Raw genomic sequence first — 22938 nt, 5'->3', positions numbered from 1 at the left:
GAGCTTTCCGCTCTAATGAGCGACCGTCGGTCGTCATCCTAGCTTGAGGACGTCCTGCATGGAATAGAGCCCGGGGGCGGCCTGGGCGATGAAGCGGGCCGCGCGCAACGCCCCGTGGGCGAAGTTGTCGCGGCTCTGCGAGCGATGGGTCAGCTCGAGCCGCTCGCCCAGGGCGGCGAAGGTGACGGTGTGCTCGCCCACCACGTCGCCGCCGCGGATCGAGTGGATCCCGATCTCGGCGTGCGGTCGCTCACCCGGCAGCCCGTGGCGGCCGTAGACCCCGGTCTTCGACAGGTCTCGACCGAGGGCCTGCGCGACGATCTCGGCCATCCGCGCGGCGGTGCCGCTGGGCGCGTCCTTCTTGAAGCGGTGATGCATCTCGGAGATCTCGACGTCGTACTCCTCCCCGAGAAATCGCGCCATGTCGGCGAGCACGCGGAACATCACGTTGACCCCGACGCTCATGTTGGGCGAGAGGAAGACGGGGATCTCCTTGGCGAGGCGCTCGATCTCGGCGCGCTGGGCCGCCGCGAAACCGGTCGTCCCGATGACGGCCCGTGCGCGTTGACGCGCGGCCATCCGAAGATGCCCCAGGCTCGCGTCGGGGATGGAGAACTCGATGAGCACTCGATCGCGGCCGAGGGCTCCTTCGGGGTCGGCAGTGATGGGGATCCCGAGCTTGCCCACCCCGGCCACCTCGCCCGCGTCCCTGAGCAGGGACGGGTGGCCCGGCGCCTCGAGGGCCGCGGCCAGGCGGAGATCCTTCTCCGCCTGTATCAGGGCGACGAGACGACACCCCATCCTGCCGGCGGCGCCGGCAATGACGACGTCGACCATCGGAGCCGGTCAGCCCTTGAGGAGGCCGTGCTGGACGAGGACGGTCCGGAGCCGCTCGCGATTGGCCGTCCCCATGCGGCACATGGGCAGGCGGAACTCGGGCTCGAGCATGCCCATCATGGCCATGGCTTCCTTGACCGGGATGGGATTGGTCTCGATGAACACGGCGCGCGAGAGCGGGAACAGCTTGAGGTGCATCTCGCGCGCGTGCTTCCAGTCGCCGGCCAGGGCCGCGTGGGTCATCTCGACGGTCTCGCGGGGGACGATATTGGCGATGACGGAGATCACGCCTCGGCCTCCCACGGACATGAGGGGCAGGGTCAGGTTGTCGTCACCCGAGAGCACGCTGAAGTCCGGGCCGCAGGCCAGGATGACCTGGGTCATCTGGTCGAGGGAGCCGGAGGCCTCCTTGACGCCCACGAGGTTCTTGCAGTCCCGGGCCAGGCGGGCGAGGGTGTCGGTCTCGACATTGATGGCCGTTCGCCCGGCGATGTTGTACAGGATGATGGGCAGCTCCGAGCACTCGGCCACGGCGCGAAAGTGCTGGTACAGTCCCTCCTGCGTCGGCTTGTTGTAGTACGGGTTGACCACGAGCGCGCCCGAGGCCCCCGCCTTGGCCGCGTGCTTCGTGAGGTCGATGGCCTCCGCGGTGGCGTTCGAGCCCGTGCCCGCGATGACGGGAAGCCGGCCGCGCGCCGTCTCCACGACGATCTCCACCACGCGCTTGTGCTCATCGTGGCTCAGGGTCGGCGACTCGCCGGTGGTGCCACAGGGGACGATGCCGTCCGTCCCGCTCGTGACGTGGAACTCCACCAGCTCTCGCAGCTTGGCCTCATCCACCCGGCCGTTTTTGAACGGGGTGACCATGGCGACGATCGAGCCCTGGAATGTGGTGCGCATTGCGAGGCCCTCCGTTAGTCGGTGCGATCTGGGACGAAGAGTTTCTTGACTCTAACACCACATCCGGAAGCACTTCAAGCATGTCAACCGATGGGGTAGACTGACGGGCCATGAACTCTCGTGAAGCGCCGGGGCAACCTTCGCGTCTCACCGCGGAGGTCGCGGCCGAAGTGCGTCGGCGCTTCGGCACGCCCTGCTACGTCTACGACCGCGCCGCCCTCGAGGACGCCGCGCGTCAGGCCCTGGCCTTCCCGGCGCCCTTCGGCTTCACCCTGCGCTATGCCATGAAGGCCAATCCGAGCCGCGGCGTCCTCCAGCTCTTCCGTGACCTCGGCCTGCACGTCGATGCCTCGAGCGATTTCGAGGTGGAGCGGGCCCTCCGGGCCGGCTTTTCCCCTGGCCGCGTCCTGCTCACCTCCCAGATGCCTTCCCGCTTCCTCGAGGCGCATATCGCACGCGGCGTGCTCTTCAACGCCTGCTCGCTGCACCAGCTCGACGAGTTCGGGCGCCTCGCCCCGGGTCGTGAGATCTCGGTTCGCATGAACCCGGGCCTGGGCAGCGGCTCGACCAAGCGCACGAATACCGGCGGTCCCGCCTCGAGCTTCGGGATCTGGCACGAGGACCTGGGTCAGGTCAAGGCGGTGGCGGAGCGGCACGGGCTGCGGATCAACCGGCTCCACTCGCACATCGGCTCGGGCACCGACCCCGAAATCTGGAAGCGCTGCGCCCGCATGACGCTCGACCTCGTCGCCCAGCTGTCCGAGGTCAGCCGCGTCAATCTGGGGGGCGGCTTCAAGGTGGGGCGCATGCCGGAGGAGCCCTCGGTGGATCTGGCCGATGTCGGCGCGCACGTTCGGCGTGAGGTCGAGGCGTTTCACGAGCGCGATGGCCGCGGCCTCCACCTCGAGATCGAGCCCGGCACCCTTCTCGTGGCCAATGCCGGCGCCATCGTCGCCTCCTGCGTCGACGTCGTGGACACCGGCGCCGACGGCTACCTCTTTGCCAAGCTCGACGCGGGCATGCCCGAGATCACGCGGCCCTCGCTCTACGGGGCGCAGCACCCGATCGACGTGCTGGCCGCGGGACGGGAGCAGGCGGCGGTGGTCTTCGTGGGACCCTGCTGCGAGTCCGGCGACATCCTCACCCCCGCACCCGGCGACCCCGAGGCGCTCATGCCTCGCTGGGTGCCGCGCCCGGAGATCGGCGATCTGGTCGTGGTGGGCGGAGCCGGCGCCTACTGTGCCGCCATGGCGACCATCAACTACAATTCCTACCCGCAGGCGCCCGAGGTCATGCTCGAGCTCGACAGCACGCTGCGTCTGCTCCGGCGCCGTCAGTCGCCCGAGCAAGTCTGGCAGAACGAGATTTAACCGGTTCCGGGGGGGAGCGACCGCCGCTCCTCCCCCGGGCCCCCCCACCGGTCGACAAAAATCTCTCTGGCAGAACTACTCCGCGGTCACCGTGACGACGTTGGAGCGCGGGCTCTCGTTGGCCTTTCTTGCCCTGTCGATCGCCGTCACCGCGTAGCGATAGCGGGTGCCGCGGCTGATATCCCGATCGATGAACACCGTGGTCGGGGTCTGCGTCGTGCCTATCCTGAGGAAGTCCCCGTCGCCCACGGCCCGGTAGACCGCGTACAACGCGACATCCTCCTCCGGGCTCGGGTTCCAGGCCAGGCGCATCGCGCCCTCGCCGGGGATGACGATGAGATTGGTGGGCGCAGAGGGCGGGGTGGTGTCCACGGGCGTGGCGGGCACCGCCGTCGAGGCGGGGCCGCGGGCCATGCCCGCCGGGTCGACGCGTACGGCCTGAACCGCGTAACGGTATGTCGCATCGTTCTCGAGCCCGGTATCCGTATAGGAGGTGCCGCTCACGGGCTCGGCGGTAACCGGCGCGAGGGCGCCGTCGCCGGCGGCGCGGAGTACCACGTAGCGCGTGTCGCCCGAGAGCGCCCCGCCGTCAATGAGGGAGGTCGGCGCCTGCCACTGGAGCCGAACCTGCTTGTCTCCGGGCACGATGGTCAGGCCGGTCGGCGCGACAGGCGCGGCCAGGAAGGTGACGTCGACCCGCGCTGAAGGCGGGCTCGAGCGGCCGATGCTGTCCTCGGCGGTGACGACGTAGACATAGCGTCGCCCCAGGATCAGCCCCTTGGCGTCGCGGAAGCTGATGCTGTCTCCTTGTATCTGCACCCCCTCGGGTGGCGCGGCGTCGAGGCGAATGCGCGCGACCTCCGCATAGCCCACCACCTCGTCGCCGGAGAGCATGGCGGGCTTGGCGGTCGCTCCGGGCGCCTCCTCTCTCCGGAACACGTGCAGGAGCGTGAGGTCGCGCAGACGCGAATTGTCGAAGCGCGTGCGGGGATTTTGCCAGGACACAACGATGCTGCGCTCCTCGACGGCGGCGCGCACCGCCGACGGCGCCGCGGGCACTCGCCGTTCGGGCGCGACGGGTGGGCCCTTTTTGCCGCAGGCGCCCGTGGCAAGGACGAAGAGGACAAGCCCGGCCGCGGCCAGGGCCGCCCGGGGCAGCTGCCTCACCGGCGCCCGCCCCCGCGGAGGAGGGCGCGCGCCTGGGCGAGGGCCTTCGCCACCGCCTCGGGGGCGGTGCCTCCCGACACCGCGCGCGCGCGCAGCGAGGCCTCGACGGTGAGGGCGGCATGGACGTCCGCGCCGATGAGCGGCGAGAAGCGCTCGAGCTCCTCGAGGGTGAGCTCGCCCAGCTCCTTCTTCTGCTCGAGACCGTAGCGCACCGTCCGGCCGACGATCTCGTGGGCCTCCCGGAAGGGCAGCCCTTTGCGGACGAGGTAGTCGGCAAGATCGGTCGCCGTCGAGTAGAACGCTCCCGCCGCCGCTTGCAGCCGGTCGACACGGAAGGTGAGCCCTTCCAGCATGGGCGGGAGCACGCCGAGCACCGCTTCCAGGGTGTCGACGGTGTCGAAGAGCGGCTCCTTGTCCTCCTGCATGTCGGAGTTGTAAGTCAGGGGGAGCCCCTTCATGCTCGTGAGCACGGCCACGAGGTTGCCGTACAGCCGCCCTGTCTTGCCCCGCACGATCTCGGCCACGTCCGGATTCTTCTTCTGCGGCATGATCGACGAGCCCGTGGCGAAGGCGTCGGAGAACTCGACGAAGCCGAACTCCGCGGTCGCCCACAGCGTGAGATCGGTGGCGAGCCGGGAAGTGTGCATGCCGAAGACGGCGGCCGCGGCCAGGAACTCGATCACGTGGTCCCGGTCGGCCACCGCGTCCATGCTATTGGCCGTGGGGGCGGCGAAGCCCAGATCGCGCGCCAGGGCCTCGCGGTCTATGGGGAAGGCGGCGCCGGCCAGGGCGGCCGAGCCCAGGGGCAGGACATTGACCCGCTTCGCGCAGTCGGCAAAGCGCTCGCGGTCCCGCTGCAGCATGAAGACATAGGCCAGGAGATGATGGGCGAGCAGCACAGGCTGGGCGCGCTGGAGATGGGTATAGCCGGGCATGGCCGTGGCGCGGTGACGCTCGGCCTGGGCGAGCAGCGCCGCCTGCACGCGCTCGAGCCCTCCGTCCACGTGGCCCAGCACGTCGCGGAGATAGAGGCGCTCGTCGAGCGCGATCTGGTCATTGCGCGAGCGTCCCGTATGGAGCTTGCCGCCCACGGCCCCCGCCAGCTCCACGAGCCGCCGCTCGACATTCATGTGGATGTCTTCGAGCTCGCGGCGGAAGGGGAAGCGCCCGCTCTCGAGCTCCTGTCGCACGGCCTCGAGGCCCTGCTCGATCTGGGCGAGCTCGCTCGCCTGGATGAGGCCGGCGCGCTCGAGGGCCCGTGCCCAGGCCACGCTGCCGCGGATGTCTTGAGGCCAGAGCCGGCGATCGAAGGACAGGGACGAGGTAAAGGCCTCGGCCGCCGGGTCCGCCCCCTCCGAGAAGCGGCCGCCCCGGGCCTTGCCTGCGCCCGGGCCGCCTCCGGACGCGGTCACGAAGCGTCGGCCTCGCCGCGATGGGCCGGCGCGGGCAGGCCCGCGTCGAGCAGGGCCGCGATGTGGCTCATGACCCGGCGAGTGATGTCCTCGCGATCGGCATGGGTACCGCGCCGGTGCCGCAGCGGACCGCGGCCCGCCCCGGGAAAGCGCAGCGGCTCGCCGAAGCGCACGGCCAGCCTCGTCAAGCGAGGCACGTAGAAACGTCGACCGCAGAGCGCCTCGTAGGTGCCCGTGACGGCCGCCGGCACCACGGGGACCCCGGCGCGCAGGGCGATCATGGCCACGCCGGATTGCCCGGGCATGAGACGGCCCTCGCGAGAAAAGGGCCCCTCGGGGAAGATGCCGACGACGCCGCCGTCCTCGAGCACGCGAAGCGCGCTCTTGATCGCGCCGGGATCAGGCCGCTCGAGATTGACGGGAATCGACCCGATGCGCCGATGGAAGGGCGGGTGGAGGGGGCTCGCATGGTATACGCGCGGCATGACCAGGAAGCTTATGGGTCGCGGCACGGCGACTCCGAGGACGATCCCGTCGAGGTAGTTGTGATGGTTGGCCGCGAGGATGAATGGTTCCTTCTCGGGAAGCCGCTCGAGGCCTGACACGGCGAGACCAAAAAGTCGCCGGAGGGCGGGCGCACAGCTCGCGCGGAGCAGCTGATAGAGCAGCGGAAACCGGCCCGGGCGCGGATGCCCCTGGGAACCCCGCCCATCTCGCACACGAAAATCGGGCAACGGAGATGGCGCGGGCAGAACTCCCAGCGTTCTCGAGTCGTCTTCGGGCGCCATGGTCGGCCTGTTTATAGCATCGAGCTCGGGGGCTGACAAGAACGGGGGCGCGCGCTAGCGTGGCCGGCCGAGGCGGTACCGGGCGACGGCCTCGTTGTGGGCGGCCAGGGTTTGGGAGAAATGGTGGCGCTGGTTGTCCGTGGCGACGAAGTAGAGGTACTTGACGGTGGCCGGATAGGCCGCCGCTACGATGGCGGGCAGCCCCGGATTGCCGATGGGGCCGGGTGGGAGGCCGATGCGGCGATACGTATTGTAGGGATGGTCGACCTGGAGGTCGGCGCGCGTGAGCGCCTGGCGGTTCTTGCCCACGGCATACTGCACCGTGGGATCGGCCTGGAGGGGCATGTCGATCCGGAGCCGGTTCCAGAACACCGCGGAGATGAGGGGCAGCTCGTTCGGCACGATGCCCTCGCGCTCGATGATGGAGGCCAGCGTGAGGAGCCCGTGGATCGTCAGCCCGCGCGCTTCGGCGGCGGCCACGACGTCGGGTGTGAGCTGCTCCCGCATGCGCGCGATCATCCGGACGAGGATCTCCTCGGCCGCCATGCCCTTGACGAGCTGATAGGTGTCGGGGAAGAGGTAGCCCTCCGCCGAGGAGGCGGGGATGTCGAGGGCGCGAAGGAAGAGGGGGTCATGACCCACCCGCACCACCTCGTCCGCCCGCGCCAGTCCCTGCGCCTCGATCTCCTTCGCGATCTCGGCCAAGGTATTGCCCTCGCGCAGCACCACCGAATGCTGGAGGACGCGCCCGCCTTCGAGGAGATTGATCACGTCGATGGTGGTGGCGCCCGCGGGCATCTCGTACTCGCCTGCCTTGAGCGAGCGCGCGCTGCCGCGGACGACGGCCAGGAGCGTGAAGCCCATGGGACTGCGGATCACCCCGGCCTCGTCGAGCCGCTTCGCGATGTCGAGCAGACCCAGATGAAGAGGAATGTCCACGACGCGCGGACTCGAGACGAGGGCGGGGGCGGGCGTCAGGAGCCACCAACCCTGAAGTCCCACGAAGAGAAGGGCGAGGAGGGTGACCAGGATCACGAGCCCCCGAAGGGGACGGGCGGGGCCTGGCTCGGCGTCGGTCCAGCCCTTGAGGAATCGGGGCCGCTCCATCATGATTTTGTCTTATCTTGCCCGGGCCCCGAACTTCAGTCAAACATTGGGTACTGGGACAATTTGCTTCGCCAGATTCTATTCAGCCCTCGCCTCCAGCTTCGCTGCTCAGCTCGAAAGGCCACGTTCTCAGTCGCCAGCGACGCTCAACGTACATACAGGTACGCCTCGCGCCGCTGGCTCCCTCGGGCGTGGTAGTTCGAGCCGAGGGGCGCAGCCGCGAGGCGAGGGCCGGGTGGATCTGGCTCGCAACTTGACCCAGTACCATGGTTCAAATTTGCCGAGTCCGCTTGGCGATCGTTCGGAGTCTGCTATAATGACCCCCCTCGGCCGAAGGTGGCCACGATTACCCTCAGGAGGAATCCGATGCCGCAGCTGGTACTTCCCGTCCGCCACGAGTGGCTGGCTACCGAGCGCGCCCACGGCAAGATCGCCATCGAGCCGTTCGAGCCCGGCTTTGCTCTCACCGTGGGCAATGCCTATCGCCGGGTCCTGCTGTCCTCCATCCCCGGAGCCGCGCCCACCTGGGTCAAGATCGAGGGTGTGCTCCACGAGTTCTCCCACACGCAGGGCGTCACCGAGGACACCCTCGACATCATCTTGAACCTCCGCAAGCTCGTCTTCGCCGTCGCCATCAACCGGCCGAAGCTCCTGCGCCTCAAGGTGCCGGGGCCGCGCACGGTGACGGCGCGCGACTTCGAGCCCGACGCGGACGTCGAGATCCTCACCCCCGACGTGGTGCTGTCCACCCTCGACAAGGACGGCTCCCTCGAGATGGAAGTGTGCGTCGAGCGCGGCCGCGGCTATCAGGCGGCCGAGAAGCGCGAGCCGGAAGCCCTGCCCATCAATGCCATGCTCATCGACTCGGACTTCTCGCCCGTCAAGCGCGTCAACTTCCACGTCGAGCCGTCGAAGCAGGAGCCGGGCCTCGAGCGGCTGGTGATCGAGGTGTGGACCAATGGCAGCGTCACCCCCGAGGTGGCGGTGGGCGAGGCCTCCCGCATCCTCGAGGATTCCTTCGACCTGCTGACGGAGTTCCCGCAGGCGCCGCCGCCCGAGGAGCAGCCGGGGGGCGAGCCGGGGGTGGACACGGCCGCGCGGGTCGAGCTCAACGAGCATCTCTTCCGCAACGTGGACGAGCTCGAGCTGTCCGTCCGCGCCTCGAACTGCCTCAAGACCGCCAATATCCGGACCATCGCCGACCTGGTGCAGAAGACGGAGTCGGAGCTCCTGAAGACCAAGAACTTCGGCAAGAAGTCGCTGAACGAGATCAAGACCATCCTGGGAGAGATGGGGCTTTCCCTCGGCATGCGTCTCGATCCCGAGGAGCTGGAGCGGCTGCGTACCCAGTACGAGCGCAGCTTCGAGAGCTAGACCTCCCTCTCGCTTCCGCGCGTCCCATCACGGCCCCCGAAGCTCTCGGGGGCCGTGGTGCGTTCAGGGAGAGGCGGGGGCGACCGCCCGCAGTCCGGTGGGTCCCACCGCGAAGCGCTCGGCGATCTCCTGGATGACCACGGCCGGGCGCTCCCGCTCGACCAGGGCCGCGTCGAAATTGCGGCGCCAGTTCGTCGGCCCCGACGAGAAGACGATGCGCGAGAAGCTCTCGGCCACGAATGGCTGCAAGCTCAATCCGAAGGAATCGTGGAACATGACGGCCCGCGGCAGCGAGGCGGTTCCTCGCTCCGCGGCGGAAAGCTTCCGCTGCGGATCCTCCGGCCGCGGACCGGGGTCGGCTACCCGCGCGGCGCGGCCATTCCGCGGCGCGAGCTCGAGCTTATCCTCTGACAGCCGGCCGTCGAGGCCGAGCATGGTTGCGAGGTCGCCGCTCCACCGCGTGCGAATGTTGGGGACGAAGGCGCCCGCGGGGGTCAGCTCGAGCTGTGGGTACCACTGGCGGAGGCCCATCAGGATCTCCCGATGCAGGAGCCAGGCTCCGACATCATTCCAGTGCGTATCGGTCCTGAGGTAGACGATGCCCTCGGCCTTGGCCGCCCGCAGGGCGTCCCTCGGATCGACGATGGCCACGCTCGAATGCGAACGCAGGTAGGTCACGAGCTGATCCAGACGCGTGACCGGCCGCACGCGGTTGAGGTGCCCGGGCATGAACTCCGGGTAGATCGTCTCCTTGTTGGGCGCGATGACCACGAGGTAGTGGATGCCGCGCTCGGCGAGCCAGTCGCGACGCGTTTCGATGCGGTGCTGCCACGCGGCCAGCTCAGCTTCCGTGAAGGGCTGGACCGCCCGATACGAGGCGAGCGCCTCATCGCCGGCGAAGAAGAGCCAGCCAGACCTGCCCAGGATGACGCTGGGCGTGGGCGAGACGCCGAAGGCGAGGAGGGCGCGGCTATAGCCCACCACCAGTGACCGGCGGAAGCCGAAGCTGTCATTCCACCAGGATTCGAAGGCGGCCGTATAGGAGACCTCGAGGGGCTGGCTCAGACGCACGGGCGGCGGGGGCGCGAGGCGGCGCTTCTCGCTGAGCCGGGTGGGGTCGAGGTCGAGGAGCACGTCGGCGGCGGGCAGACAGATCGCGATCAGGAACACGATGACGAGGACCGTGTCCGACCGCACGCGCAGACGATCGATGGTGGGCGTCGGCACCGCTCAGAACCGGAAGTAGATGAAGGGGTTGTAGGTGCCCGCGGCCATCAGCATGGCCGAGGCGACGAGGAGAAAGACGAGACCGGCCAGTCGCCCGGCCTCGACGAGCGCGCGGCCCTCGATCGTCGCGATGCCGCGGCGCCACCGGGCGAGACGCGGCAGGAGCGGCGCCGAGCCGAGCACGCCGGCGGCCAGAGCCAGGGCCACGATGGCGTTCACGTGGAGCCCCACGTGTTGCTCCAGCCCGGAGCCCGACGCGAAGCCGGCCATGGCCGCCAGGAAGCTTTCCGCTTGGCCCAAGGTCTCGGCCCTGAAGAACACCCAGCCCACCATGACCGCGAGGATGGTGTAGGCGTGACGCGCCGGAGTCCAGAGGCGCTCGAGCCAGCGCCCGAGGCCGAGCCGCTCGAGGACGAGGAAGCTGCCGTGATAGAGCCCCCACGCCACGAACGTCCACGCCGCGCCATGCCAGAGACCGCAGAGGAAGAAGACGAGCCAGAGGTTGAGGTAGGTTCGGGCGGAACCGTGGCGATTGCCTCCGAGGGGAACGTAGAGATAGTCGCGAAACCACGTCGAGAGCGAGATGTGCCACCGCCGCCAGAACTCCGTCATCGAGCGGGCGATGTACGGGTAGTTGAAGTTCTCCGGGAAGCGGAAGCCGAAGAGCCGGGCCAGCCCGATGGCCATGTCCGAGTAGCCCGAGAAATCGAAGTAGATCTGGAGCGTGTAGCAGACGACCCCGAGCCACGCCAGCCCCGGCGTCAGCTCCAATGTGGGCAGGGCGAAGATCGCGTCGGCGGGCACGGCCACCGTATTGGCCACGAGCATCTTCTTGCCGAGACCGATGACGAACCGCTCGACGCCGAGGGCGAAGCCTTCCCGCGTCACCACGCGATGGACGAGCTGGTCGGCGATGTAGTGGTAGCGGATGATGGGGCCGGCGATGAGCTGGGGAAAGAACACGATGTAGAGCCCCATGGCCGCCGGGTCGCGCTGCCCGTCGGCGGCGCGGCGCGAGACGTCGACGAGGTACGACAGCGCGTGAAACGTGTAGAAGGAAATCCCGAGGGGCAGCGCGAAGGCCGGCATCTGTACGGGGCTGGCCCCGATGAGGGTCAGGACGGCGCTCGCATTGCCCGCGAGGAAGGCGGCGTACTTGTAGAGGACGAGCAGGCCCAGGTTCAGCGCCACGGCCACCGCGAGCAGGGCCCGCGCGCCCGGTCGCCCGCGGATGCGGTCGAGCAAGAGCCCGAACCCGAAGTTGGCGGCGATCGAGGCCAGCATGATCACGATGAAGCGGGGCTCACCCCAGCCGTAGAAGACGAGGCTCATGCCGAGGAGCCAGAGATTGCGCAGCCGGCCTCGGGTGACGAAATACCCCGCGAGGACTACGGGCAGGAAGAGGAAAAGGAAGATCGGCGAGCTGAAGACCACATGATGAGCCTAGAAGGCCGCCCCGCCTGGTGTCAATTTTCCTGGGCGTGACCCCGTACGAGCGCCAAGCCAATGAATCATTGGGCCAACGTTGCCTCGGGGTCGAGGGCGAAGCGCTCCGTCGTCCCCGCCGCCCAGCGCGTGACCCACACAGTGGCGCCGTCGGTTTCCAAGAGGATGGCTCCATCCCTGTCGGTCCGGTAGATCCGCGCCCCCACGGCCTCGAGGCGGCCCAGCGCCTCCGGCGTCGGGTGCCGGAAGGGGTTGCGCGCGCCCGCTGAGATCACCGCGATGGCCGGACGCGCCGCTTCGAGAAAGTCCTCGCTTGACGAGAATCGACTGCCGTGGTGGCCGACCTTGAGGGCGAGCGCCCGGAGCGGAGCGTGGGCGGCGAGGAGACGCTCCTCGCCCGGCGCGCCGAGATCTCCCGTCAGGAGAAGCGAGAAGCCCCGCCAGTCGAGCCGCAGCACCAGAGACTCCTCGTTCTCGCTGATGGGCGGCGGCTGGTCGAGCGGCGCCGTACCGTCGGGGCCGAGCACGGTGACCAGAGCCGAGCCCAGCCAGAAGCGTTGGCCCGCGGCCAGCGTCCGTCGGCACGCGCCCGAGCGCTCGAGCGCCCGCAAGGTTCCCTCGCTGCCCTGGGCCCAGCGCCCGTTTTCCCAGAACTCGCCGACCCGCATCCGCTTGAGGACGGCGCCGAGGCCGCCCGAGTGGTCGGGATCAGAATGCGTCAAGGCCATGACGTCCAGGCGCGCCGCCGGGCGGTTCCAGAGATAGGGGAGGAGCACGCGCTCACCTACGTCGAGACGTCGCGCTCCGCCCGGGCCGCCGTCCACGAGAAGCCTCGGCCCCTCGGCGGCTTCGACGAGAATGGCATCACCCTGGCCCACGTCGAGGAAGGTGACGCGAAGCCTACCGTCGCCGGGACGCACCCATTGCCAGAGAGACAAGGCCAGGACCAGGCTGACGAGTCCGACGGTGGCCATGCGGTATCGGCGCCCCGCTCCGAGAGAGGGCAGGAGGGCAAACGCCGCGTACCAGGCGGCCATGGCTGCCCAGCCAGGCGCGGGCAGGTAGACCAGCGCTGCCGGCAGGAGCGCGGCGGCCTTGACGGCCAGGCGCAAGGCCCAGAGCACGAGCCAGAGCGCCTGGAAGAGGAGATCCGCGAGGAGGTCGGAGGCGCACGCGACCAGCAGCGCCAGCATGCCGAGCGTAGTGCCGGCGGCAGCCAGAGGCACCACGACGAGATTGGCGGCCACGCCGGCCAGCGAGAGCTGGTTGAAGTGGGCAAGCATGACGGGGGTGACCGCGAGCTGAGCGCCCAGGCTGACCGCCACGGCGGAGGCGAGCCAGGCGGTCCAGCCGAGAGTGCCGAGCCAGGCGCCCAGCGGCGCGGCCAGCCAGATGATGCCGGCCGTGGCCGCGAAGGAGAGCTGGAAGCCGGGCTCCCAGAGATCGCCGGGGCGCCAGGCCAGGAGGAGGAGCACGGCCAGGGCCAGCGCGTTCGGCAGCTGCGACTCCCGCTCGAGGAGCAGCGCGAGCAAGAGCATGAGTCCCATCACGGTGGCGCGCAGCACCGAGGGCTGACCGCCGACCACGAGGGCAAAGCCCACGAGCGAGAGCGCGGCCGCCACGGCCGTGGGGCGGCGCGAGACCCCGAGGCTCGCGAGTACGAAGAAGACAAAAGAGGCGAGGAGCGCCACGTTGAACCCGGAGACGGCCAGGATGTGATAGACGCCGGCCCGGCGGAACGCCTCGTCGGCCTCGGGCGGCATGCCGGTCTTCTCGCCAAGGATGAGGCCCGAGAGGAGCGCGGCCGAAGCCTCCGGCAAGTGCGCGGCGATCGTGGCCACCGCCCAGCGCTTCACGCGCACGGGCCACGGCGGCTCGTCGGGCGTCAGGGGCACGAGGGCGGCGGCCCGGCCGCTGCCGACGAGGAGAATGCCCTCGCGTCGCAGGAGAGCCGGATAGTCGAAGCCGCCGGGGTTCCGGAATCCCAGCGGCCGGTGCAGCTTGAGATCAGCGGCGACGCGCTGTCCCTCGCCCACCGTGGGCGGCTCGCCGTAGAGCGTGAACTGGATGCGCCCGGTCGCGGGCCGCCTGTCCTCGCCGTCGACGAGGCCGTCGACCTCCAGCACGAGCCGCGTCCGATCTGGCGCCCAGCGCGTGGGCTCCTCGGCGAGCCGTCCCTCGACGGTGGCCGACGGGGCCAGGGCCACCCGCGCAATGTGATCAGACGGAAGCGGCAGCGTCGCCCCGCGCAGCATGCCGAGAACGGCGGTGAGCCCGACGAGCGCCACGCTTGCCCCGCGCTCGCGGCGCCACAAGAGTGCCGCCGCCCCGGCGATGAGGAGGACGGCGCCCACCGTCAAGAGCCATCCCGTCGGAGGTGCGATCCAGGCGCGCGCCCAGATCCCCGAGGCCAATGCAGCCGCGAGCAGCGCCAGCGGCGCGTCCTGCCAGGCCATCCTAGTCACCGACGGTGACGAGATCGCGGAGCGCGGCCAGCTTCCTCGGCCCGAGCCCCAGCACGCTCCGGAGCCCGTCGGGCGAGTCGAAGCGGCCCCGCCGCTCGCGCTCCTCGATGATGCGGCGGGCCAGGCCCGGCCCCACGCCCGGAAGCCGCGCGATCTCCTCCACGCTCGCATGGTTCAGGTCGAGCGGCCGGGGATCCGTCACGGGCTCGGGCTCGACGGCAGCCACGCGCGACCTTCGAGGCCCGGCCATCGGTGGCGGCGTCGGCGTCTCGGGTTTCGCCGCGGCTGCCCAGCGAGGCATGGCCCGTGGACGGGGCTGGGGAGGGATGGGCGGCGGCGCGTCTTCACGATCGAAGCGCTCCAGCCGCTCGGCCAGCTCCGGAAACCCCGCGCGCCATTCGCGCACGCCGAGCCCCACGAGGAAGATGCCCGCGAGGAGAAAGAGGAGCCTGAGCTGAGGGCGCGGATAGGTCATCGCCCTCAGCCTGCCACTGGCGCCGCCCCGCTTCTAGAGTGCTAGATCAGATACAGCGTCCTGTATCTCCTCGGATTCATGGCTGAGTGATCTACGCTCGGGCTCCTCGGTTGCGCGCGGATTGCGGGTGGGTGCGTCGTCCAGCCGGTCCACAGCCCGGCTTGGTCTTGCCGTAGAACTGCTCACCCTTCATGTAATGGATGCACCGCTCACCTGAGTACGTGGTGAAGTTCCCCTTGATGGGGTGAGTGAGGGGGCACGTCCAGGCGTCCTACGGCGGGACACCAGGGCGGGATGGAGTCTGCGCGGCTGCTGTGGACGCGGCCAGCACGAGGGCGGCAAGGATGACTCGTGGGCTCAAGTTCAGCCACACTGCCGTCACTTACTGGATCGCCTCGTCCGCTCGCTGCAGGAGGGACTGCGGGATTGTCAGGCCCAGCGCCTTGGCGGTCTTGAGGTTGATCACGAAATCAAACTTCGTCGGCTGCTCCACGGGGAGATCTCCGGGCCTGGCTCCTTTGAGAATCTTGTCGACATACTGTGCGGCGTGCCGAAACCCGTCGGAGAAATTCGGTGCATACGACATTAGACCGCCGGCCGCCACATAGTCTCGGTTCATGAACACCGTGGGCAGCCGGTTCTTGGCCGCGAAGTCGACGAGTTGTCGTCGGGCGGTGGGAGTCATCGTTTCGCTCACGAACGACCCGTCGACGCGAGCACTCGCGATCTCCGCGAAGGCGTTCCCAAAGTCGTCGCGGCTCCGCACGGCGATGGCGATGGGTTGAAGTCGCAATGACGGCGCGGCGGCCTCGACTTCCTTCAGCATGGTCGGATGCCATGGAAGAGCCGGATTCCACAGTACGGCCACACGCGACACGTTCGGCACCGCTTCCTTGAGGAGCTGTAGCCGCTTCGCGCTCATTTCCGCCAGCATGATCGTGACGCCGGTGACATTCCTTCCGGGGCGCCCGAGATTGGAGACGAGGCCGCTTCCGACGGCGTCCGCGCTGATCGCCATCACGATCGGGATGGTCGAGGTCGCCTGCATGGCGGCGCGGATGGCCACCGTGACATCCGCGACAATGACGTCCGGCTTGAGACGGACCAGCTCCGCGGCCAAAGTGGGCAGGCGGTTGTCCCGGCCCAGTTGGTATCGCCAGTCGATGACGAGATTCTGTCCTTCGACGTAGCCGAGGTCACGAAGCCCTTGGCGAAGGGCCTGAGGCGGGTCCGCGTCGGGGGGATAGAGGTTCATCAGGACACCGATACGCGACAGCTTCCCCGCCTGTTGCTGTGCCTCGGCGACGAGCGGCGCGGCGAGGAGGCTGCCCGTCATTGTGCTGAGGAATGCGCGCCGATGCACTACTGAATTACCTCATCCGCCCTCCGCAGCAACGACGGCGGGATGGTCAGGCCGAGGGCCTTGGCGGTCTTGAGGTTGATGATTAGCTCGAATTTGGTGGGCTGCTCGACCGGGAGCTCAGCGGCTTTGGCGCCCTTCAGGATTTTATCCACGTAGACGGCGGCGAGCCGCCACATGTCTGCGAAGTTCGGGCCATATGACATGAGCCCGCCAGCGTCGACGTGCTCACGATGCGCGAAGCTCGTCGGGAGCCGATTCTTCAGGGCGAGCTGCGCGATCTTCGAGCGCTCGCGGAAGATGACTGGGGTCGTCAAGGCGAGGAGCGCTTCGGCGTGAGAGCGCACCGCGGCACGGAACGAGCTCGATCAACTGGAGCTTGAGACCCATCGACCGGTTGGCCGCTTCCACCGCCCTGAGCTGCTCGGCCGCAAGAGGATCGGAGAGAACGGCGACGCGCTTGACAGTGGGCAACATCTCTTTGAAGAGCTCGAACCGTTTACCTGTCAACTCGCGGTGAAGGAATAATACCCCCGTGATGTTCGTCCCCGGCCGAGCGAGACTGGCGATGTAACCGAGTTCGACGGGGTCATAGTTAACTGACACGATGACGATTGGGATTTTGGCACTTGCTTCCTTGACGGCACGAGTCGCTGGATCGGTGGCCACTACGATGACATCCGCGTTCAGACCGACCAGCTCCGCAGCAAGACCGGAAAGCCTCTCGGTCTTTCCCTCGGCATTCCGGAACTCGATGGCGAGGTTCTGACCTTCGATGTAGCCCAGCTCGCGCAGTCTTTGCTCAAAAGCCTGGAATATGGCGGCTGAACGGGGGTTGCCAGTCGACAATATGCCGACCCGGGCGACTTTGGTCGACTGCGCCTCGGTGGCGAGCGGCGCGGCGAGAAGACGGCCCGAGACTAGCGCCATGAAGGTGCGCCGCTCCAGCGGGTACGGGGTACGAGGGGTAGAGTTGGCGGGCTCCATCGCGGGGCTATCGTAGCCGAAGGGAAGCGGGTGAGCCAGAGAGTCGGTCGGCTCACTTGCTCACGCGGTGCAGCCCTACGAGGGTTGAGTACAGCGGTTTGTTGGGCGGGATTATCGTGGAGCCCGACGACGGCCCCGAAACTGCTTACTCTGGGTGACCGAACAGGGGACGCGCTAGATCAGATACAGCAAGGTGTCCTACCTATACGGAACAGGGCAAATGATCCGCCTGCACGCGGCCTGTGACGCGCTCTGGCAGCAGGCGCGGCGAGCGTAGCGGACTGGTATCATGCCGTCATACGCCGATGCCCGTCCGCTCCGACAAGGAGTGATCCGCGATGTCCCCGCTCCTGGAAATTCTCGCGACCCTCGCGGCCGGCCTCTTCGCGGGGGCTGCCCTCTACGTCACGGCCGTCGAGCATCCGGCGCGCGTGAGTTGCGGATCAGCCCTGGCGGTCACCGAGTTCCGCCCGAGCTACGAGCGAGGAGCCATCATGCAAGCCACCCTGGCACTCATTGGCGCGCTCGCCGCGATGGTGCGGTGGGGCCTCGGGGGCCAGATCGGATGGCTTATCGGCGGGCTCCTGCTCGGCGCCGTTGTTCCCTTCACGCTCCTCGTGATCATGCCGACGACCACACGCCTGCTCGACGTCTCGCTGGAGCTCAATTCGTCGGAGAGCGCCGTCCTGTTGAGGCGCTGGGGCCGCCTCCATGCCGTTCGTAGTGCTGCAAGTCTGGTGGCGTTCACGGCATTCCTGTTCTTGTTCGCGAGCGCCTGAGCCCGCCACCTCGACCCGGACGAGGAGGCCCGACGGCTCGACCCGACCGGCCCCGCCCCCACGGTTATTTGCGGCGCTTGCGCTCGAGGCGCACCCCGTGGTCCACGCCCTCGAGGAACCTGCTGGCCAGGATGTGGTCATAGGCCGCCTTGAGCCGTCGTCCCTCTGATGTGGCTCGCTCGTGATCCTTGAGCGCCTGCTTGACCTGTTTCTGTGCTTGCTTGATGGTCATGGCCTGCCTCGTCTCGTCCGCCCGACACCTCGGCCGGGGCTTGCGGGTGCACAATGTGCGGCCGCCCTCCTTCCGGACAGCCTCTTAGAGATTTCATCGGCCGGCCCCGGTGGTTTTCGGAGGCCCCTCGGGTCACTTCCGGCATGCCTCTTCCAGGGCAAGCAGGACGAGCTGGCCCATGTCTTGTTTCCGCTCGCTGGGATTTCGGCTCACGTACCGGTCCACGATGGTCCGAACCTGAGCCGTGGACAGCCGGCCGGATACGCACCGGACGATCTGGCCAAAAGTCGTGCTGAATAGCGGCGACGGGCGTGCCCGCATGACCGTGTCGGCGACCAGCCACCCTTCGAAGGCCCCCGCCACGAACATGGCCCGCTCCGACCCGGAAAGCTTCTGATAGTCGTTCCCGGTGATGGCGGCCGCCTCGCCGGCGGACAGGAGCGCGCACGCGAGAGCGATCCACCCCAGCGCCTTCCTCATGGAGTTCTCCTTGGCGTCATCCGGGGCCGCGACCGCTCGACGCCTGGACTACAATGGCCGCATGGCAGATAGCTTTGGTGAGCTGGAGGCCTCGAGCCTCTTCTGTCCCCGCTGCAAACGGGCGACGCCCGTCCGGAAGAAGCTCCTGCTCGTCCTCCCGATCGGCAACAAGTACGACTACACGTGCAGCGTCTGCGGCACCCAGGTGGGCGGCAAGACCGACTCCAACAGCAGCGATTTTCACCGCGTGGCCTCAGCTGCCCGGAAGCCTCCGCCGCCACGTCCTGGCCCGTCCTCATCGCAGGCGCGCTGAGTCGCGCGGCCTCAGGGGCGCGATGCCTCGCCGTGGTCGTGCGCCCTCGGTCAGGGTCGGCTTTCCAAGTCCCTCAGCTTGGCCTCGAATTCTTCCTTGCTGATCTCGCCTCGCGCGTAGCGCTCCCGGAGGACGGCGATGGCCGGATCATGGCGCGAGACGCGGCCGGTCTTCAGCCAGCGGATGCCCAGGACGGCGGCGATGACCCCGAGGACGAGAGGGGCCAGGTTCAGGAGAACCCAGCCGAACAAGACCAGAAGAAGCAGGCTCGCCGCGAGCGCGGCGAACGGCCACCAGACGGGATGCATGTCCCAGTGCCAGTCCATCATTCGCTCCTGTGCCCATGCCGAGACGGGCAGTAGCAGACCCACGAGCAATACCGTGAGGGGGAGCGGTCGCATGGTAGGGAGTCCTCCTTGTCCGCGACCCCGGACGGGCCCGAGCCGACGCGCTCCCGCCGGCGCCTCGCCTACGGGTTGAGCGCCGCGCGGGTGATGCTCGTCGTCTCCTTGTTGTGCCACTCCGAGGCCGCGAAGGCCTCGTTGATCTGCTCGAGCGGGTACTTGTGGGAGATGATGCGATCCCAGGGCCAGCGCGCCTTTGTGCGCACGAGGAAGTCGAGGGCGCGCGGGATGATCCACGGGTCGTACTGGATGACGCCCACGATCTTCTTCGAGCCCCAGACGAGCAGTGAGGGCTCCAGCTCGATCTTGGCGCCGCGGCTGATGGTCCCGATCTCGAGATAGGTGCCGCCCGAGCGGAGCATCTCGATGCCCTCGGTGATGACGACGGGAAAGCCGACGAAGTCGCACGCGACATCGGCCCCGACTCCGCCCGTCCATTCCCGCACGAGCTTCACGCGCTCCCGGCGGTCCGGCACTTCCTTGAGGTTCAGCGTGTGATCGGCGCCGAAGGCCTTGGCGAGCTCGAGCCGCCCGGGAATCTGGTCCACCACGATGACGGTGGCCGCCCCCATGTCCTTGGCGACGGCGGCGGCCTGGAGTCCAAGCCCGCCCGCCCCCTGAATGACCACGCTGTCCCCGAAGCGCACCCCGGCCACGTGGAGGCCGTACATGACTTGGGCGAGGGCGCAGTTGACGGGCGCCACCACCTCATCGGCGAGCTCCGCGGGCACCGCGAAGAGGGCGCCGCCCGGACGGAGATAGTAATGATCGGCGAAGGCGCCGTGCAAATGCGGAAAGGCGCTGGGCCCGAGAGGCCGCTCGAGCTTGTGCGGGCAGGCGGCGGGCTCCTTGTTGAGACACGCGTAGCATCGGCCGCACGGGTAGAAGTAGGTGTAGGCGACGCGGTCGCCTTCCTTGAGCGGGCGGCCGAGCGAATCGGTCTTGATCCTGGATCCGAGCTTGGCCACCCGGCCCGTCATCTCGTGGCCGAAGATCCAGCCGTCGTCGGGGAGTCTCACGGGCGCGTCCCCGCGCCAGAAATGCAGGTCGGACCCGCAGATATTGGCGGTGGTGACGCGGATGAGCACGGCGTTGGCGTCGACCTCGGGAATGGGCACTTCTCGGATCTCGAAGGGCTTGCCCGGACCGAAGAAGACGGCGGCCTTGGCGGTGGCGGGCATGGCTAGGTCACTCGGAGGGGGGCTCCGCCCCCCTTCCGAAGCCTCCCCCCGAACCGATTGCGCCGGCGAAGCCGGCGCTCGATGCGGAACATTCTCGCTCGCGAGGGCATGATGGGCATCACGTGGACAGCCTCAGGCTCCCCGCTCTTTGCCCAGCTCGAAGGCGTCGTGCAGGGCGCGCACGGCGAGCTCGGCGTACTTGTCCTCGATGACGCAGGAGACGGCGATCTCGGAGGTCGAGATCATCTGGATATTGATGTTCTCCTTGGACAAGGTCTCGAACATGCGCGCGGCCACCCCGGAGTGGCTGCGCATGCCTACGCCGACGATGGAGACCTTGGCCACGCGGTCATCCGCGGCCACGCCGCTCGCCCCCACTGCCTTGGCCACCGTGGCCAGGGCGGCCTCGGCGCGCTGGCGGTCCGCCCGCGGCAGCGTGAAGGAGATATCCGTCGAGCCATCGCGCCCGATGTTCTGCACGATCATGTCCACCACGATGTTCTGCTGGGCGAGACCGCCGAACACCTGGCTGGCGATGCCCGGCCGATCCGGCACGCGCAGGATGGAGAGCTTGGCCTGGCCTCGGTCATGCGTGACCCCGGTGACCACCACGTCTTCCATGCTGCGATCCTCCCTCGTCACGATGGTGCCCGGATCCGGCTTGAACGTGGAACGGACATGCACGGGGACGCTGAACTTCTTGGCGAACTCCACCGACCGCGCCTGGAGCACCTTGGCCCCCAGCGCGGCCATCTCGAGCATCTCGTCGTAGGAGACGCGCGCGAGCTTGCGGGCGTCGGGGACCACGTTCGGATCGGCGGTGTAGACGCCGTCCACGTCGGTGTAGATCTCGCACACATCCGCCTTGAGGGCGGCGGCCAGGGCCACGCCCGTGAGGTCGGAGCCGCCGCGCCCGAGGGTGGTGATGTCTCCCGACTCCGTCATGCCCTGAAAGCCCGCCACCACCACGACCTTGCCCGCTTCGAGGGCGGTCTGGATCCGCTCGGCCGTGATGCGCCGGATGCGCGCCTGGGTGTGGACCCCGTCGGTGATCATCCCGACCTGCGGGCCGGTGAAGGAGCAGGCGGGGTGGCCGAGACTGCCGAGAGCCATGGCGAGCAGGCCGATGGTGATCTGCTCGCCCGAGGCCAGCACCATGTCCATCTCGCGCGGATCCGGCGTCGGCGTGATGGCCTGCGCGAGAGCGACGAGGCTGTCGGTGGTCTTGCCCATGGCCGAGACGACGACCACCATCCGGTGGCCCTGGGAGGCGCCTTCGGCTACGCGACGCGCGACGCTCTTGATCTTCTCGGGGTCGGCGACGGACGAGCCGCCATACTTCTGCACGATGAGCTGGCCCATGAGGCAGTCATCGTACACGACCCCTGCGGAGACTGTAAAGGAACCGAGGCTAGCGCGCACTCTTTACGAGCGCGCCTACCGCATCCTAATTTCCCCCTTATCTACTCAGCCCTCGTCTCAGGGTTTCGCCCTTCAACTCGAACTGCGGTCCTCTCCCCCTTCGGGGGCGAGGGATCAAAATGAATCCCTCTCCCTCGGAGAGGGAGAGGGCAGGGTGAGGGTGGCGTTGTTTTGCGAAAAGCCGAGGCTAGCGCGGTGGTCGAGCGCCTCGAGGACCGGGGCCGTGACCCTCGGGCTGCTCGCCCTCGGGCCGCGGCTCTCCCGGGCGGAGACCAGGGCCGTTGTGAGTCCGGCGCTGGCGGGCCTGCTCGCGCAGATGCTGGCGCTGCTCGGGCGTCATCTGGCGCCACCGCTCCACGTTCTTCTCGAAGCGCTCGCGCTGCTCGGGATTCATGGCCTGATAGCGCTGGAAGCGCCGCTGGAGCTGCTGCTGTTGCTCCGGGGGCAGCTTCTGGAAGCGCTCGTGCGCCGCCTCGAGCTCGCGCTTGCGCTCCGCGGGCAGGCTGTTCCACCGCTGGAAGTCCTCCATGATGCGCGCGCGCTCGCCCGGCGGCATGTTCCGCAGGCGCTGGAGGTTCTGCCGGGCCGCCTGCCGCTCGCCCGGGGTGAGGCTCTTCCAGTGCTGGTAGTTCTCGAGCGCCCGCTGCCGTTGCTCCGGCGAGAGGTGCCGCCACTTCTCCAGATTCTTCTCGGCCAGGGCCCGCTCCTCGGGCGTCAGTCGATCGAGACCGCGGACTTCGCTCTCCGAGGTCCGGGGCGCCTGCTCACCGGATGTCTGCGCCGCCGATGGGACGGCGGCCGACAGCACGGCGGCGGCGAAGAGGGTTGTCACGACGAGGCGGCGCATTTACCTCACCTCCTTGGGAGTGGAGCCGGTTGGGGGAGCGGAGCTCGATGGAGCAGTGGAGCCGGCCGGGGGCGTCTGGCCCGCCGGCGTGGCGGGGGCAGTGGGGGTCTGGCTCTCCAGAGCCCGATAGGACTCGAGCACGCGGAGTCGCTCCAGGAGCCGCATTCGCTTCGCCACTTCTCGGTCGCGCGAGTAGTCCGGGTTGTCGAGGAGATCGAGATCGCGCAGCATCTCGGCGTCGATGGGCGGGGCGGTCGGGGACCCCTTGGGCGGCGCGGCGGGCCCTGCCGCCCACGCGGCGCCGGTCATGGCGAGGAGAGCCGGGAGGGCCAGGATTGTTTGCCGGAGCCACTTCGCGATCACAG

General features: G+C 68.6%; 24 protein-coding genes. 4 read left to right on the top strand and 20 right to left on the bottom strand.

Translation table 11 applies throughout. The annotated features are described in order from the left end of the window. Nucleotides 1–33: 33 nt before the first annotated feature. Both dapB and dapA read right to left on the bottom strand, forming a co-directional pair. Nucleotides 34–837: a 4-hydroxy-tetrahydrodipicolinate reductase gene (gene dapB, locus VGT00_13960; protein ID HEV8532520.1), complete on the bottom strand. Its 804-nt coding sequence runs from the start codon at nucleotides 835–837 to the stop codon at nucleotides 34–36. 9 nt (nucleotides 838–846) lie between these two features. Further along, the gene (gene dapA, locus VGT00_13955; protein HEV8532519.1) at nucleotides 847–1737 is read right to left on the bottom strand and encodes a 4-hydroxy-tetrahydrodipicolinate synthase; all 891 of its coding nucleotides are present in this window, start codon (nucleotides 1735–1737) and stop codon (nucleotides 847–849) included. A gap of 110 nt (nucleotides 1738–1847) precedes the next feature. Between dapA and VGT00_13950 the strand changes: the two genes are divergently transcribed. Continuing rightward, nucleotides 1848–3107 (top strand): diaminopimelate decarboxylase, encoded by a 1260-nt coding sequence (locus VGT00_13950; protein ID HEV8532518.1) that lies wholly within the window; start codon nucleotides 1848–1850, stop codon nucleotides 3105–3107. Between the two features lie 75 nt (nucleotides 3108–3182). On the opposite strand, the gene VGT00_13945 is transcribed toward VGT00_13950, so the two are convergent. The 4 genes from VGT00_13945 to mltG form a co-directional block, all read right to left on the bottom strand. After that, nucleotides 3183–4274: a hypothetical protein gene (locus VGT00_13945; GenBank protein ID HEV8532517.1), complete on the bottom strand. Its 1092-nt coding sequence runs from the start codon at nucleotides 4272–4274 to the stop codon at nucleotides 3183–3185. After that, complete coding sequence (gene argH, locus VGT00_13940) at nucleotides 4271–5686, bottom strand: argininosuccinate lyase (GenBank protein HEV8532516.1); 1416 nt, start codon at nucleotides 5684–5686, stop codon at nucleotides 4271–4273. The genes VGT00_13945 and argH overlap by 4 nt, the downstream gene beginning before the upstream one ends. Next, a complete protein-coding gene (locus VGT00_13935; protein ID HEV8532515.1) occupies nucleotides 5683–6291 on the bottom strand; it encodes a lysophospholipid acyltransferase family protein in 609 nt (202 codons plus the stop codon). Before VGT00_13935 ends, argH begins: the two co-directional genes overlap by 4 nt. A gap of 237 nt (nucleotides 6292–6528) precedes the next feature. Next, a complete protein-coding gene (gene mltG, locus VGT00_13930) occupies nucleotides 6529–7584 on the bottom strand; it encodes an endolytic transglycosylase MltG (protein HEV8532514.1) in 1056 nt (351 codons plus the stop codon). Nucleotides 7585–7947: 363 nt separating this feature from the next. On the opposite strand from mltG, the gene VGT00_13925 reads away from it, so the two are divergent. Further along, nucleotides 7948–8955 (top strand): DNA-directed RNA polymerase subunit alpha, encoded by a 1008-nt coding sequence (locus tag VGT00_13925; GenBank protein HEV8532513.1) that lies wholly within the window; start codon nucleotides 7948–7950, stop codon nucleotides 8953–8955. A gap of 63 nt (nucleotides 8956–9018) precedes the next feature. Here the strand turns inward: VGT00_13925 and VGT00_13920 are convergent, their stop codons facing one another. The 7 genes from VGT00_13920 to VGT00_13890 all read right to left on the bottom strand — a co-directional run bounded on the left by VGT00_13920 (nucleotide 9019) and on the right by VGT00_13890 (nucleotide 16915). Continuing rightward, the gene (locus VGT00_13920; GenBank protein HEV8532512.1) at nucleotides 9019–10182 is read right to left on the bottom strand and encodes a hypothetical protein; all 1164 of its coding nucleotides are present in this window, start codon (nucleotides 10180–10182) and stop codon (nucleotides 9019–9021) included. Between the two features lie 3 nt (nucleotides 10183–10185). Further along, entirely contained in the window at nucleotides 10186–11616 is a 1431-nt protein-coding gene (locus tag VGT00_13915; GenBank protein HEV8532511.1) for an MBOAT family protein, read from the bottom strand. A gap of 77 nt (nucleotides 11617–11693) precedes the next feature. Next, the gene (locus tag VGT00_13910) at nucleotides 11694–14084 is read right to left on the bottom strand and encodes a DNA internalization-related competence protein ComEC/Rec2 (GenBank protein ID HEV8532510.1); all 2391 of its coding nucleotides are present in this window, start codon (nucleotides 14082–14084) and stop codon (nucleotides 11694–11696) included. Between the two features lies 1 nt (nucleotide 14085). Then, nucleotides 14086–14568, bottom strand: a complete 483-nt coding sequence (locus tag VGT00_13905; protein HEV8532509.1) for a helix-hairpin-helix domain-containing protein — start codon at nucleotides 14566–14568, stop codon at nucleotides 14086–14088. A 382-nt stretch (nucleotides 14569–14950) separates the two neighbouring features. Then, nucleotides 14951–15931 carry an ABC transporter substrate-binding protein gene (locus tag VGT00_13900; protein HEV8532508.1) on the bottom strand — a complete coding sequence of 327 codons (981 nt, stop codon included), beginning with the start codon at nucleotides 15929–15931 and terminating at the stop codon, nucleotides 14951–14953. Beyond that, nucleotides 15931–16275: an ABC transporter substrate binding protein gene (locus VGT00_13895; GenBank protein HEV8532507.1), complete on the bottom strand. Its 345-nt coding sequence runs from the start codon at nucleotides 16273–16275 to the stop codon at nucleotides 15931–15933. The genes VGT00_13900 and VGT00_13895 overlap by 1 nt, the downstream gene beginning before the upstream one ends. Continuing rightward, complete coding sequence (locus VGT00_13890) at nucleotides 16157–16915, bottom strand: ABC transporter substrate-binding protein (GenBank protein ID HEV8532506.1); 759 nt, start codon at nucleotides 16913–16915, stop codon at nucleotides 16157–16159. Before VGT00_13890 ends, VGT00_13895 begins: the two co-directional genes overlap by 119 nt. Nucleotides 16916–17253: 338 nt before the next feature. Between VGT00_13890 and VGT00_13885 the strand changes: the two genes are divergently transcribed. Then, on the top strand, nucleotides 17254–17694 hold the full coding sequence (locus tag VGT00_13885) for a DUF1772 domain-containing protein (protein ID HEV8532505.1): 441 nt from the start codon (nucleotides 17254–17256) through the stop codon (nucleotides 17692–17694). 64 nt (nucleotides 17695–17758) lie between these two features. Here VGT00_13885 and VGT00_13880 read toward each other — a convergent pair whose 3' ends face one another. After that, nucleotides 17759–17926 (bottom strand): hypothetical protein, encoded by a 168-nt coding sequence (locus VGT00_13880; GenBank protein ID HEV8532504.1) that lies wholly within the window; start codon nucleotides 17924–17926, stop codon nucleotides 17759–17761. A 132-nt stretch (nucleotides 17927–18058) separates the two neighbouring features. Next, nucleotides 18059–18406: a hypothetical protein gene (locus tag VGT00_13875; protein ID HEV8532503.1), complete on the bottom strand. Its 348-nt coding sequence runs from the start codon at nucleotides 18404–18406 to the stop codon at nucleotides 18059–18061. 61 nt (nucleotides 18407–18467) lie between these two features. Between VGT00_13875 and VGT00_13870 the strand changes: the two genes are divergently transcribed. After that, nucleotides 18468–18719: a hypothetical protein gene (locus VGT00_13870; protein ID HEV8532502.1), complete on the top strand. Its 252-nt coding sequence runs from the start codon at nucleotides 18468–18470 to the stop codon at nucleotides 18717–18719. Between the two features lie 50 nt (nucleotides 18720–18769). Here the strand turns inward: VGT00_13870 and VGT00_13865 are convergent, their stop codons facing one another. The 5 genes from VGT00_13865 to VGT00_13845 all read right to left on the bottom strand — a co-directional run bounded on the left by VGT00_13865 (nucleotide 18770) and on the right by VGT00_13845 (nucleotide 22936). Then, nucleotides 18770–19120, bottom strand: coding sequence for an SHOCT domain-containing protein (locus VGT00_13865; GenBank protein HEV8532501.1), 351 nt, complete (start codon nucleotides 19118–19120; stop codon nucleotides 18770–18772). Nucleotides 19121–19188: 68 nt separating this feature from the next. Next, nucleotides 19189–20304, bottom strand: a complete 1116-nt coding sequence (locus VGT00_13860; GenBank protein HEV8532500.1) for a zinc-binding dehydrogenase — start codon at nucleotides 20302–20304, stop codon at nucleotides 19189–19191. 132 nt (nucleotides 20305–20436) lie between these two features. Beyond that, entirely contained in the window at nucleotides 20437–21666 is a 1230-nt protein-coding gene (locus tag VGT00_13855; GenBank protein HEV8532499.1) for an aspartate kinase, read from the bottom strand. A 247-nt stretch (nucleotides 21667–21913) separates the two neighbouring features. After that, a complete protein-coding gene (locus VGT00_13850; GenBank protein ID HEV8532498.1) occupies nucleotides 21914–22573 on the bottom strand; it encodes a DUF3106 domain-containing protein in 660 nt (219 codons plus the stop codon). Beyond that, entirely contained in the window at nucleotides 22574–22936 is a 363-nt protein-coding gene (locus VGT00_13845; protein ID HEV8532497.1) for a hypothetical protein, read from the bottom strand. Between the last annotated feature and the right edge of the window lie 2 nt (nucleotides 22937–22938).

The organism is Candidatus Methylomirabilota bacterium, assembly GCA_036002485.1.
GTDB lineage: Bacteria > Methylomirabilota > Methylomirabilia > Rokubacteriales > CSP1-6 > AR37.
Note: the sequence above shows the minus strand (reverse complement) of the source record. Positions and strands in the feature narration are given on the sequence as shown.

Excerpts from the sequence above, each read along its gene's own strand:
- dapB (HEV8532520.1), bottom strand. The coding sequence starts at position 837 with ATGGTCGACGTCGTCATTGCCGGCGCCGCCGGCAGGATGGGGTGTCGT.
- dapA (HEV8532519.1), bottom strand. The coding sequence starts at position 1,737 with ATGCGCACCACATTCCAGGGCTCGATCGTCGCCATGGTCACCCCGTTC.
- VGT00_13950 (HEV8532518.1), top strand. The coding sequence starts at position 1,848 with ATGAACTCTCGTGAAGCGCCGGGGCAACCTTCGCGTCTCACCGCGGAG.
- mltG (HEV8532514.1), bottom strand. The coding sequence starts at position 7,584 with ATGATGGAGCGGCCCCGATTCCTCAAGGGCTGGACCGACGCCGAGCCA.
- VGT00_13925 (HEV8532513.1), top strand. The coding sequence starts at position 7,948 with ATGCCGCAGCTGGTACTTCCCGTCCGCCACGAGTGGCTGGCTACCGAG.
- VGT00_13910 (HEV8532510.1), bottom strand. The coding sequence starts at position 14,084 with ATGGCCTGGCAGGACGCGCCGCTGGCGCTGCTCGCGGCTGCATTGGCC.
- VGT00_13905 (HEV8532509.1), bottom strand. The coding sequence starts at position 14,568 with ATGACCTATCCGCGCCCTCAGCTCAGGCTCCTCTTTCTCCTCGCGGGC.
- VGT00_13890 (HEV8532506.1), bottom strand. The coding sequence starts at position 16,915 with ATGGAGCCCGCCAACTCTACCCCTCGTACCCCGTACCCGCTGGAGCGG.
- VGT00_13885 (HEV8532505.1), top strand. The coding sequence starts at position 17,254 with ATGTCCCCGCTCCTGGAAATTCTCGCGACCCTCGCGGCCGGCCTCTTC.
- VGT00_13880 (HEV8532504.1), bottom strand. The coding sequence starts at position 17,926 with ATGACCATCAAGCAAGCACAGAAACAGGTCAAGCAGGCGCTCAAGGAT.
- VGT00_13875 (HEV8532503.1), bottom strand. The coding sequence starts at position 18,406 with ATGAGGAAGGCGCTGGGGTGGATCGCTCTCGCGTGCGCGCTCCTGTCC.
- VGT00_13870 (HEV8532502.1), top strand. The coding sequence starts at position 18,468 with ATGGCAGATAGCTTTGGTGAGCTGGAGGCCTCGAGCCTCTTCTGTCCC.
- VGT00_13865 (HEV8532501.1), bottom strand. The coding sequence starts at position 19,120 with ATGCGACCGCTCCCCCTCACGGTATTGCTCGTGGGTCTGCTACTGCCC.
- VGT00_13860 (HEV8532500.1), bottom strand. The coding sequence starts at position 20,304 with ATGCCCGCCACCGCCAAGGCCGCCGTCTTCTTCGGTCCGGGCAAGCCC.
- VGT00_13855 (HEV8532499.1), bottom strand. The coding sequence starts at position 21,666 with ATGGGCCAGCTCATCGTGCAGAAGTATGGCGGCTCGTCCGTCGCCGAC.
- VGT00_13850 (HEV8532498.1), bottom strand. The coding sequence starts at position 22,573 with ATGCGCCGCCTCGTCGTGACAACCCTCTTCGCCGCCGCCGTGCTGTCG.